Here is an 11,671-nt window from a genome sequence, read left to right on the forward strand (position 1 = left end):
GGGTGGTTTAAAGCTGGCCGCTGCGCGCCCAGCAGACTAAAGTCTTGAACAAAAAGGGCATCGGCGTAAGCCGATGCCCCAAACAGGACGCGTAGTATGTCCTGGCGACCATACCTAAAACGAACTTAGTCTATTCGTCCCAGGAAAGGCTCTTTCCGGTCTTCTTGGCCAGCAGCAAGAACAGACCGATGATGACGTTGCAAGCGATGCAGAAGATGAAGACGCCCTGGAAAGAGCCAGCAAGCTCATAGACCTTCATCATAACGGGCATGCCGAAGGCGCCGACGATATAGCCTACGGAGCAAATCAGCGCGAAGATTCGACCGAAATCGCGGGAGCCAAAGACATCCATGACCAAAACGGTCAGAGCGGTGCCGGCGATGACATACATGACGTCGTTTACGCCTGCCGCGAGGATGCTAAGCGTCGAGTTGTCGCTGCTCATCATGAGCATTACAAAGGAGAGAATGGAGACGGCAAGCCAGCCCAAAATGGCCTTCGTGCTGCCGAACTTATCGCAGGTGGTGCCGACGATCGGGTTAAGGAACATGTCGAAGAGCGATGCGGCGGAAACCATGAAGCCACCCACCATGGGGTTGAAACCAACCTCGGTAGCATACGTCGGGAAGAGCTGGTTCATGCAGCAGGTGAGCTGGACGAGGCAGAGGAAGCCGATGCAGAAGAAGAAAGCAGGCGACTTGATGGCGCGTGCATAGCTGACGCCACGTGCGCTATCCTCGGCCGTCTCCTCAGTCTCGGCGACCGTCTCACCTTCGACGTAGCCATAGGGCAACATGCCCTTGTCCTGGGGCTTGTAGCGGATGATCAGGATAGAAGCGGGAAGGATCAGCACGGCAGAGACGCCAGCGAGCACCAGATAGCCAGTCCTCCAACCGGCGGCCTCAATAACAGAGGTGATGACAGGGCTCATGATGAGCATGTAAATCGAGTTTACAGCCCAAGCGAGGCCAATTGCCAGGCCACCGGATTTTTTGAACCACTGGTCGATAACATCGGACATGGCAACGCCGGTGGTGAAGGCGAAGCAAACGCCAATCAGGGCGCCAGCAGCGATGAACATCCAGACTTCGGTGTAGAAAGCCATGCCTGCGCCGGCGGCGAGCAGGATAAGCTCGACGACGGGGAGCCAAACCTTGCCAACGACCTTGGGGATGAGTTTTCCGACAAACGGAAGCGCCGCCGCAAGACCAATGAGCGTCGCGGTGAAGTAATACGAGAAGATGGAGTAGTCAAACCCGAACTCCTCGCACACGGGCGCGACGAAGGAACCGGCGATTACGCTATAGGATCCGGTCGTGCCAGCAGACATGAGGCCGAGCGCGATTACGAGAACCCATGCGTAGACCTTACTGCTCTTTAACTTTGTATTATCCATTGATGCTGCTCCTAGAGACCCAGAAGGGCGCACATAACGGCCTTGATGGTGTGCTGGCGATTCTCCGCCTCGCGGAAGATGACGGAGGCGTTTGCCTCGAAGCACTCGTCTGCGATCTCAAAGCCCTCGGTGATGATCTCGCGATGGAGGTCGTTCTTGCACTGGTCGAGGAGCATCTTACCGACACGGTGGTCTGCGTTGTGAACAGAGGGGAGCTCATGCATGCAGAAGATGTTGGGGTTATTGGTGCGCTTGCAAAGCTCGCTGGTGACGCGATAGGGATACAGGGACTCGGCATCGCCCAGCCAGGAATCATAGTCGTCGGGATCCAGAACCTCGTCGCCGCACTCGGGGTTGATGTAGCGCCACTCCTCGGTAACGATAACGTCAACGCCATCCAGGGCATCGAGGTCAGAGGTGATGGTAAAGGTCCTATTGGGAGCGTACTTGGCGTAGCAGGCCTCGACCTCTTCGATCATTTCCTTGCACATCTGATGACGGAGGTCGTCGGGGCCGATGGCGAGGAAGTCCATGTCGAGCATAGCGCACAGGCGGCCATACCACACCGGAGCGCCGGCGCAGTTGCCAACGAAAGCCATCTTCTTGCCACGGCTCGTGCGCAGGCCGCCCCACTGCTCTTCCATCGTGAGGGCGTCGGCGAGCATCTGGGTCGGGTGATCGCCAAGGGTAAGGGCGTTGATGACCGGGATGTCAACCAGGTCGGCGACGTCATAGAGGAACTGCTCGTCCTTCTGTGCGCGGTAGACGATGAGGTCATACATGCCGTTAAAGACGCGCATGGCATCCTTGATGGTCTCGCAGTCACCCATGTGGGAGTTGGTCAGATAGGTGAAACCCATGCCCAGGTCGTTGCAGGAGGTCTCGAACGCGCAGCGAGTGCGGGTCGAACCCCACTCAAAGTTGGCGAGAACGTTCTTGCCGGGGAAGTAGCGCTGGTCGACGCCGGACTTCTTCTGAGCCTTAAGGTTCCAGGCAAGATCAATGAGGTAGCGGAAATCCTCGGAGGAGAGATCATGGATGTTGAGGTAATCGCGACCGCGGAGGCTGTTGTTCATGTTTATTTCCTTTCTATTGATCAATAGATAAATGTCGAATGTGTCCCCGAGGGAAACACGGATTTCCCTCGGGGAGCGGTATATGTGGCGCCTAAGCCAAAGAGCGCAGGCTCTGAGGCTCGCTAGCAGCTGGCTGCCACGTCCTTAGTCCAGCAGTGCACGCCGCCGCCGGACAGGTTAAGCGCAAGAGAGTCGATCATGATGACCTTGCGATCGGGGAAGCAGCTCTCAAGAACTGCCTTGGCTTGCTCGTCCTTTTCTTTCACGATTTCGTTCATGCCCTCGTGGTAGTAACGCTGGCCAAGAACGACGCCGTTGCAGATCAAGAAGTTGCAGTAGCTCGCTGCGGCGTAGAAGTGGACGGGTCCTTCGGGCCAAGGAGTGCCATCCATGAACTTGCCGCCCATTTCATCAATGAAGCCCTTGTACAGCTCGTAATCCTCATCGCCGGGGGCGATGATGACTTCGATCGGCTCGGCGGTGGGCATGCGGACGATCTCGAAAGGCTTACCCTCCCAGTCCGTCTCTTTGCTCAAAATCTCGTAGGCTGCCTCAATGCGGCGGCGAGACTCTGCGCCAGCCTTGCTCGAAGCGGCTTCTTCGTCGGACACCTCGGCAAGAAGAATCTTGTTCGGGGTGATAAAGCGGCACATCTCATCGATATGGGCCGCAAAACTCATGCCAAAGACGGGGGTTCCGTCTTCCTTCTCGTCGAGAATGCCCAGTCGATAATCATCGTCCTCGAGCATAGGCTGCGGCAGCCAGATAACCTTGTTGAGGTTGTAGATGCGCTTATACTCGGCCTCTACCTCCTCTTTCGTAAACTCGGGATTGCGCTTGCGGCATTCCGTGTCCTCAATGGCGATCAGGGTGCCGTGACCGTCAAACTCGCGGTCGCCGCCCTCGGAGACCATTTCGGAGTTGACGATATCAAAGCAACCGAGCGCAACGGCCATGTGAACGGCTGCCTTGCGTGCAGACTGACACTCCGGGGAATTCTTGTCCCACACGCCGTAGTACGTCCAGGCGGGGTTGACCATATAGGAATGGCCCTTGTCGTCGACCATGATGCTGGGGCCGTTGTCGCGGACATAGAAGTTGGAGTCTTCGAACTGCGTGATCTCGATACGATCGAGGTCGACCCCCTCCTCCTTCAGACGCGAGCTGGCTTCCTCGTAGGAGCCCGGGGTGCCGCAGTTGAGGTTGACCGTAACGTCGCCATACTCGAGCAGAGCCTTGATTACATCAACGCAGGGCTGGCGGTTATCGAAGCCCTCTGCGCGAATGTAATCGGGAAGCCATGTCACATAGACGTTGGAGCGCTTCTCGAACTCGCCCGGCATACGATAGTTCTCGTACATGGTTGGTCCTTCCGTCGTGTTTCCCGCGATGCTGCCCGACCGCGACAATAGCGGGGTTTCACCTGCTATAGTACTACTATACCTACCGTTCGGTGGATTATTTTGAATAAATGCCGCTCGCCTACCAATACATACCGTTCGTCGTTTATAGTGATCATGTTTGAGCCCGAATTGATGTCCCATTGCCATGCTTAATAATGTTGGTAGTGCGGAAGTGATTTGCAATGGAGAAATGCTACGTGAGTACAAAGAAAAAAATACTGGATGCAATGTACGATCTTGTGGCGGAGGTCGGCTACGACAAGGCCTCGATTGGAAAAATCTGCGATCGCGTCGGCATCTCCAAACCGTCTGTGTACTACTACTTTCCCTCCAAGGAAGAAATCTTCACTACACTTTTGGATAGCATGTTCCCGTCCATTGATTATCAGCGCGACTATTCGCTGATTGTCGATCGGGACGGCTTTAAAGCGGCGCTTATTGAGCTCGGCAATACGGTTATAGGCGGCTATCGAAGCGATGAAAAGCGACGTCGCGTGTTGGCAGAGGTCAGTATTCAGGCAAACCGAATACCTGCGGTCCAAGAGCGTCAGGCAACGGCAACCAATCGAACTATGGGGGCGCTAAAGGACATCCTGTCGCATGGCGTTGAGATTGGCGCACTTCCGGACGGCACCGATGTCATGCTGTACGTGCAAATCCTGTATACCGTTCTTGAGGGAACAAGCAATACGGTCGCGCAGGACGAGGATATTGACGAAAAGGCGGTTTGGGCCGGGGTAGTCGGACTCATGTTCAAATAGGCTAGTCAAGCAGAAGTGCACGCTGATGCTCGGGTAGCTTGCTGGTGGTCATTGAAACGAAAAAGGGCCGATTCCAAGCTAGTTTGGAATCGGCCCCGTTGCGTAGAGTTCTGCGAAGGTGAAAATCGGCCCGGCCTATTTCACGGTAGCTTTATTAAGAAGCCCGGAGATGATGGCAAATGCAGCAATCATAAGGTTGCAGACGATGCAGAAGATAAATACTCCCTGGAAAGATCCCGCCATGCCGTAGACCTTCATCATGACCGGCATGCCAAACGCACCAACGATATATCCTGCGGAGCAGACAATCGAGTAAATCCTCCCGAAGTCTTTCGATCCGAAAAGCGAAAGAAGGAGCATTGGCATTGCGGTTCCAACAATGGCGAACATGACGTCGTTCACGCCGGCGGCAACGATGGAGACGGTCTCGCTGTTTCCGCCAATGATGAGAAGCAAGAAAGAGGAGATGCTAACTGCCGTCCACGCGACCGTTGCCTTAATGGCGCCGAGCTTATCGCACGTTTTCCCATCAAAGGGATTTAAGAAGATATCGGAGAGGGAGGCTGCGGAGACCATCAGGCTTCCTACGATGGGATTGAATCCAACCTCGCTTGCGTAAGTTGGAAACAGCTGATTCATGCAGCAGGTGAGTTGCGCCACGCAAAGCAGCAAGACGCAGAGGATAAAGGACGGCGTCTTGGCAGCATCCCGGAGCGTCATGCCGGTGAGAACATCATCCTGTTTTTCGAGGCTGCTGTCCTCGGAGGTTTCGATGGCGGTTTCTCCGTACGGAAGCATATTGCGATCGGAAGGTTTAAATCGAATGATAAAGGCGCTTGCAGGCAGAATCATGGCTGCGGAAACGGCTGCGAGTACAATGAATCCCACGCGCCAGCCTTGTTGCTCAATGACAAGCGTGACAACGGGACTGAGCAGAAGCGTGCAAAGGGAGTTGACGCCCCATGCAAGGCCGATAGCAAGACCGGATGATTTGCTAAACCATTGGTCGATGACGTCGGACATGCAAACACCGGTTGTAAACGAAAAACAGATGCCGATGACTGCGGCGGAAGCGATGAACATCCAGACTTCGGTGTAGAACGCCATCGCGGCACCAGCGGCAATGAGGACGAGTTCAATGCCTATGTGCGGCGGTTTGCCAATTACTTTTGGTATGAAGCGGCTCAGGAGTGGGAGACCGAGCGCGAGGCCAAGAAGAATAGCAGTGAAATAGAAAGAGAAAGAGGTGTAGTCGAAGCCGAGGTCTTCGCATACCGGAGCAACGAATGAGCCGGCAACAATGCTGTATGTGCCGGTTGTTCCGGCGGACATCAAGCCAAGCGCAATAACAACAATCCAAGCAAATGCGCCGCTCTCGTGGGGGCGATCCTTTTCGGTTGATGCGATCTGAGCCATAGCTACTCCGTTTCTATCGGCAGTGCAACCTATATGCCTACCGATAGGTATATAAACCAAAGGACGCCCCGTCAAGCATTAAGCGGGGGGAAGGTCACTTAATTCGCCAAACGGTAGCACGAGCATATGATTCATGTTGGTGGGTATTGGTTGAATTGAATCATCATTTCCGACAACGGTTTCTAATTGCCGGGGCAATCCCCAGTTGCGGCACTGTGGAGAAGGCACCCGATGCCGGCAGGCCCATCCACACGCTCTCCCCCGCCGTTCGTATTCGACGCGTTTGTCCTACTCTATTCCGTTTTTTAGTCCACACCAGTGAGGAATGTAACGAACCGGGCAAAAACGAACGGGACGGCACGCCACACAGCGCACCGTCCCGCACACAACATCGACAATGTGACAAAGGGACTGTCCCTTTGTCACATTACGTGTACTCAGCCTTTACTGCTCGCTCTTCGCAATCGCCTGGTCGATAAGCTTGTCGAGCGCTGCGCGCTGCTCAGCGGAGCTGATGGCGCCCACGATGGGTTCCCCTACGATGTTGCCGTTCTGGTCGATAACGTAGGTCGTCGGGAACGAGAACAGATTTGACGTAAACTTGCCGGCCTCGCTATCCGACTTGAACCAGATGTTCTTATATGTCACGCCCTTCTTGCTCAGCACGTCCTTGGCATCTGCAATCTCGTCCTTGTTGCCATCGAGCGTAAAGGAATTGACGCCCACGACCTGGCCACCCTTCTCGGCAAGCTCCTTATTCAGGTTCTCAAGATCGCCCAGCTCGCCCACGCACGGCTTGCAAGTGGTAAACCAAAAGTTCATAACGGTGACCTTGTTCTTAGAGAACAACTCGTCGCTGCTCACGTCGTTGCCGTCCAGGTCCTTGCCCGTAAAGCTAGGGAACTTCGTCGCCTCGCTCGAAGCATCGGCGCCAGCCGTCATGCCAGCGGCCGAAGCGTCAACGCTCTCGCCTGCGCTCGGCGTGCTTCCACAGCCGGGAAACTTCTTTTCCAGGCTCTCGAGCTTGTCCTCGATTTCCTTGATCTGCTGCGCGCCGGCCTTGAGCGTCTTGAGCTCATCTGCCGCAAACTCATCCTTGGCTCCGTCGATGGTCTTGAGCAGGAAGTCGCCGTAATTGCTGCCGTCCTCAATCATTGTCGACTCTTTATTTGCTGCATTGAATACCTTTTCCCACAGCGCATTATCGCTCGAAAGGATATCGTTCTCTTTTTGCATGAGCTTCGCATACAGCTCGGCGGCCTCGTCGGCATTGGTCGGCTTCTGCGCAGTGAGTTCTGCGATCTTAGGATCGGAGCTCGCAGATTCGCTCGCATTGCCACCGGGCGCCGAACATGCCACAAGACACAAGGCCAATACCGGCACCATAAACAGGGCCGCAATCTTAGAAAGCTTCATAGTCATTCCTCCGTTTTGTCGAAGCTTGTTTTACTTTTTATCAGCGGTCAGAGGGAGCTTTTCTGCCGACACATCCAGGCCATAGCGATAGCTGATGGCATCGACGGGACAGGCCCCAATGCACTTTCCGCACCGGATGCATTCGGCATGATTGGGCGCGCGGACCACATCAACGTCCATCTGACAAACCTTTGAGCACTTGCCGCACGAAACACATTTGCATGCATCAACCCGAATCCCCAGTAGGGATACCTTATTCATGAGCGCATAGAATGCGCCGAGCGGGCAAATCCATTTGCAGAAGGGGCGATAGAACAAAACGCTCAGCAGCACCACGGCAATGAGAATGAAAAGCTTCCAGGTGAAGAGCTGCCCCAGCGCAGATCGAATGCCGGCGTTGGCGATGGCCAGCGGAATGGCGCCCTCGAGCACACCCTGTGGACAGATGTACTTGCAAAAGAACGGATCTCCCATCCCCAGATCGTTGACCACCAGCACAGGCAGCAATACCACAGCAAACAGCAGCACGACGTACTTGATGTACGTGAGCGGCTTGAGCTTTTTCGTGGAGAGCTTTTTGCCGGGAATCTTATGAAGCAGCTCTTGTAGCCAGCCAAACGGACACAAAAACCCACATACAAAGCGTCCCAGCAGCACGCCGAGCAAAATGAGCGTACCGGTGACGTAGTAAGAAAAGTTGAACTTGGATGAACCTACCACCGCCTGGAACGACCCGATGGGGCACGCACCCGATGCCGCGGGGCACGAATAGCAATTAAGTCCAGGTACGCAGACTGTTTTTCCCGCGCCCTGATAGATGCCGCCTTTGGCAAAGTTTGGCAGGTGAATGTTGGTGACGAGCGTCGCCGCCGCCTGAATGAATCCGCGAAATCGGGCCAAAACATGCGACGCAGTGTTTTCTCTTTTATCCAATTCCGATACACTCCAAGCACAGCCTAATCGCTTTGGCCAGCACGGCATCCGCCTCGCCACGCATAACGCCAAAGCACACCATGGCAATTCCGACGATCAACAAAGCGACCTGTACCACGGGTTTTACCGCTTTGAACAAGCTGATCACTCCTTTCGTTACGCGACCATTGGACCATATCGACTATAAAATCCGTGTTAAGCGCGATTTGGAATGTGCAAGGAGACTGTTATGCGTATTTTGATCGTCGAAGACGAGCGGGCACTGTGCGACACAATCGCACGTAGCTTGCGAAACCTGGCATACAGCGTCGACTGCTGCCACGATGGACGGGAGGCGCTCGACCTGCTGGGCGTCGAGGTCTTTGACCTCGTGGTACTCGACCTCAATCTCCCCCGTATCGACGGCATGACCGTGCTCAGGGAACTTAGGAAAGCCGACTGCGAGACCAAGGTACTGATTCTGTCCGCGCGTGGCGAAGTATCCGATAAAGTCGCTGGACTCGATGCCGGCGCCAACGATTACCTCACCAAGCCGTTTCATCTGGACGAGCTTGCGGCAAGAATTCGCAGCCTTACCCTCAGACGCTTTACACAAAGCGACATAGTTTTAACCTGCGGAAAGCTCCGCTTTGACACCAAGGCGCGCATCGCTTCCGTGGACAGCGAGGCTCTATCTCTTACGCGCAAGGAAACGGGAATCTTGGAATACCTGATGTTTAATCAGGGGCGTCCGGTAAGCCAAGAGGAGCTTATCGAGCACGTTTGGGATAGCAGCGTGAACAGCTTTAGCAACGCAACCCGCGTTCATATCTCGTCACTCCGCAAAAAGCTACGCAGCGTTTTGGGATACGACCCGATTCGCAATCGGATTGGAGAGGGCTACGTTATGGAGGATAGCGAATGAAAAGGCTTTCGCTTCAATGGCGCATAACGATTATGACGGCACTGCTCACGTGCGCGGCATGCGTGCTGACGAACTGCCTGGTCGGCTATACGGGTATGCGCTACATGGATGCCATCGGCAGTGACATCTCGGCCTTTACCGCAACCAGCGAAGATTCGCCCCAGGCGTTCGACCCAACGAAAGCGACCCTCGATAACGAGGTTACGATCGTCGTAAACGACGCACAGGAGTCTTTTGGCACGACAGCCTGGCGCATCACGGCTGGAGTCACACTCCTTGGCGGCGTGCTGGCATACTTTGTGAGCGGCCGCGCACTCAAACCGCTACGGGCTTTTGCAGACCAGGTTGAGCGTGTGCAGCCTGACAACCTAAGCGAAATCAGACTCAGTGAAGATGTGCCCACCGAGCTACAACGATGCAGCGCCTCTTTCAACGACATGATCGCCCGTCTTGGCGAAGGGTTCTCTGCACAGCGTCAATTTACCGGCAACGCCGCGCACGAGCTGCGAACCCCGCTCGCCCTTATGCAGGCACAGATCGAACTGTTTGTCTCCGAGCGCTCCAACTTACAACCCGAAACAGCCGAGTTGCTCGGCCTGCTACAAGAACAAACTGAGCGAATGTCGCGGATGACCAAGGTGTTGCTCGAGATGAGTGAGCTCCGCAGCGTTCCTTGCGAGGACGATGTGGAACTTGGTCCCTTGTCCGAAGAGATCCTCACCGACCTTGCGCCACTTGCCGAAAATAAGGGCATAGCCCTCAATTGTGCTGGGAACGCTTTAGTAATCGGGAGCGACACGCTCCTCTATCGGCTGGTGTTTAACCTGGTCGAAAATGCCATCCGTTACAGCCACCCCGGCTCGACTGTCAACGTCTCCATCTGCGACAACGACAGCCACGTGTTCCTGCGAGTCGAGGACCAGGGCCCGGGAATACCCAAGCAGTACCGTGAGAGCATCTTCCAACCGTTCTTTCGCCTGGATAAATCCCGCAGCAGGGCATACGGCGGCGCAGGACTCGGACTAGCGCTTGTTTGGGAGATTGCAGCGCTTCACGGTGGCACGGTAGAGGTCGAAACAAGTTCCGAGAACGGAACCACCATGCTCGTAAGCCTTCCAAAACGATCCGTAGCGTTAACCGAACAGTAAAACGAAAGGGGTCCCGAGCAACAGGAGTACAATTGCTGCTATTGTTGCCAGCTGTTGGGAGATGGATGATGGACTGCGATGGCTACCCACGCGTTCCCATGCCGTTGATGTGCACCGCCTTTGTGCCGGGGCAGATTGACGCTGCGGTTGCAGGCATTTCCGACCCCGATTCACGCACCATCGCCACGGCAGAAGCGCTGTACTTTCGCGGACAGGCCGCCCTCGCCGCCGAGACGGCACGCCCCCATCTTGACGCAACTGATCCGTCGCTGCGCTATTCCGCATGTTTCATCTGCGGATATGCCAGTCTGTCGCTCAACCGTATCCCTGACGCCCGCCGTTGCCTTGCGGGCATCCTCGATACGCCAGCTGACGAGGAATCGCCCACCGTTCACGCCGTGCACGTTCTGTTCGCCTCGGCCGCAAGCGTCCTGCTGCACCTGCCTTCCCCGTATTCTGCCGATGAGTTCTATCCGTTCGCAGCGCATCTGCCCGAAGGCCTGCGCCTGTTCGCCAGCTACGTGATGGCGCATGCCCTGTATCTGCGCGGCGAATACGGCCGCAGTCTGGGCATGGCAGAAAACGCCTTGGTCATGAAGCAGGGAAGCTATCCCATATCGGAGCTGTTCCTGCACCTGTCAGCTTCTATGGCATGTATGAGCCTCAAGAACATCGACGCCGCAAAGGCGCATTTCGAAACCGCGTGGAGCATAGCGCGTCCCGACGGCCTTATCGAGCTCATCGGCGAGCACCATGGCCTTTTGCAGGGACTTATCGAGGCATGCCTAAAACAGCAATATCCTGACGATTTCGCACGCATCATCGAGATCACCTATCGCTTTAGCTACGGATGGCGACGCATCCACAACCCCGACTCGGGCGAGGATGTGGCCGACGATCTAACCACCACGGAATTCACCATGGCCATGCTCGCCTGTCGTGGATGGACCAACGCCGAAATCGCACGCCATATGGGCGTATCGCCAGGCACCGTTAAAAACCGCCTGTCCAGCGTATATGCAAAACTTGGCATCGGAACTCGTGCCGAGTTGGTCGCGCATATGTTGCGCTAGCGACCGAACCGTCAAGCGCATCGAACGTGCTCCGGCGTCCCCTCACATTCGCATGCTCAAATTGGACATTTTGCCCCTCGAACGGCACTACCGCGACAGGACACCTTCTCGCATAATTTGATTATTTCCACCGATATTTGCGGGA

At 55.4% G+C, this 11,671-nt stretch carries 11 protein-coding genes; 4 read left to right on the forward strand and 7 right to left on the reverse strand.

Annotated features, from left to right (window positions below):
* Positions 1–130: 130 nt before the first annotated feature.
* The 3 genes from I2G43_RS02555 to I2G43_RS02565 all read right to left on the reverse strand — a co-directional run bounded on the left by I2G43_RS02555 (position 131) and on the right by I2G43_RS02565 (position 3,833).
* Positions 131–1,396 carry an MFS transporter gene (locus I2G43_RS02555; RefSeq protein WP_195534970.1) on the reverse strand — a complete coding sequence of 422 codons (1,266 nt, stop codon included), beginning with the start codon at positions 1,394–1,396 and terminating at the stop codon, positions 131–133.
* Between the two features lie 11 nt (positions 1,397–1,407).
* Positions 1,408–2,472, reverse strand: a complete 1,065-nt coding sequence (locus I2G43_RS02560) for an ornithine carbamoyltransferase (protein ID WP_195534971.1) — start codon at positions 2,470–2,472, stop codon at positions 1,408–1,410.
* Positions 2,473–2,594: 122 nt separating this feature from the next.
* On the reverse strand, positions 2,595–3,833 hold the full coding sequence (locus I2G43_RS02565; RefSeq protein ID WP_195534972.1) for an agmatine deiminase family protein: 1,239 nt from the start codon (positions 3,831–3,833) through the stop codon (positions 2,595–2,597).
* A 239-nt stretch (positions 3,834–4,072) separates the two neighbouring features.
* Here I2G43_RS02565 and I2G43_RS02570 point away from each other — a divergent pair, with 239 nt between their 5' ends.
* Positions 4,073–4,636 carry a TetR/AcrR family transcriptional regulator gene (locus I2G43_RS02570; RefSeq protein ID WP_195534973.1) on the forward strand — a complete coding sequence of 188 codons (564 nt, stop codon included), beginning with the start codon at positions 4,073–4,075 and terminating at the stop codon, positions 4,634–4,636.
* 135 nt (positions 4,637–4,771) lie between these two features.
* Here I2G43_RS02570 and I2G43_RS02575 read toward each other — a convergent pair whose 3' ends face one another.
* The 4 genes from I2G43_RS02575 to I2G43_RS10680 form a co-directional block, all read right to left on the reverse strand.
* Positions 4,772–6,052, reverse strand: a complete 1,281-nt coding sequence (locus tag I2G43_RS02575) for an MFS transporter (RefSeq protein ID WP_195534974.1) — start codon at positions 6,050–6,052, stop codon at positions 4,772–4,774.
* Between the two features lie 444 nt (positions 6,053–6,496).
* Positions 6,497–7,468 carry a TlpA family protein disulfide reductase gene (locus I2G43_RS02580; protein ID WP_195534975.1) on the reverse strand — a complete coding sequence of 324 codons (972 nt, stop codon included), beginning with the start codon at positions 7,466–7,468 and terminating at the stop codon, positions 6,497–6,499.
* 30 nt (positions 7,469–7,498) lie between these two features.
* The gene (locus I2G43_RS02585) at positions 7,499–8,401 is read right to left on the reverse strand and encodes a 4Fe-4S binding protein (RefSeq protein ID WP_195534981.1); all 903 of its coding nucleotides are present in this window, start codon (positions 8,399–8,401) and stop codon (positions 7,499–7,501) included.
* Positions 8,394–8,540 carry a CD1871A family CXXC motif-containing protein gene (locus I2G43_RS10680; RefSeq protein ID WP_040219972.1) on the reverse strand — a complete coding sequence of 49 codons (147 nt, stop codon included), beginning with the start codon at positions 8,538–8,540 and terminating at the stop codon, positions 8,394–8,396. The genes I2G43_RS02585 and I2G43_RS10680 overlap by 8 nt, the downstream gene beginning before the upstream one ends.
* A 90-nt stretch (positions 8,541–8,630) precedes the next feature.
* Here I2G43_RS10680 and I2G43_RS02590 point away from each other — a divergent pair, with 90 nt between their 5' ends.
* The 3 genes from I2G43_RS02590 (at position 8,631) to I2G43_RS02600 (ending at position 11,526) form a co-directional block, all read left to right on the forward strand.
* Entirely contained in the window at positions 8,631–9,305 is a 675-nt protein-coding gene (locus I2G43_RS02590) for a response regulator transcription factor (RefSeq protein ID WP_195534976.1), read from the forward strand.
* Complete coding sequence (locus tag I2G43_RS02595) at positions 9,302–10,453, forward strand: sensor histidine kinase (protein WP_195534977.1); 1,152 nt, start codon at positions 9,302–9,304, stop codon at positions 10,451–10,453. The genes I2G43_RS02590 and I2G43_RS02595 overlap by 4 nt, the downstream gene beginning before the upstream one ends.
* A gap of 65 nt (positions 10,454–10,518) precedes the next feature.
* Positions 10,519–11,526, forward strand: coding sequence for a helix-turn-helix domain-containing protein (locus I2G43_RS02600; protein ID WP_195534978.1), 1,008 nt, complete (start codon positions 10,519–10,521; stop codon positions 11,524–11,526).
* The last annotated feature ends 145 nt before the right edge of the window (positions 11,527–11,671 follow it).

This window comes from Collinsella aerofaciens, assembly GCF_015557435.1.
GTDB classification, from domain to species: Bacteria; Actinomycetota; Coriobacteriia; order Coriobacteriales; family Coriobacteriaceae; genus Collinsella; species Collinsella aerofaciens_Z.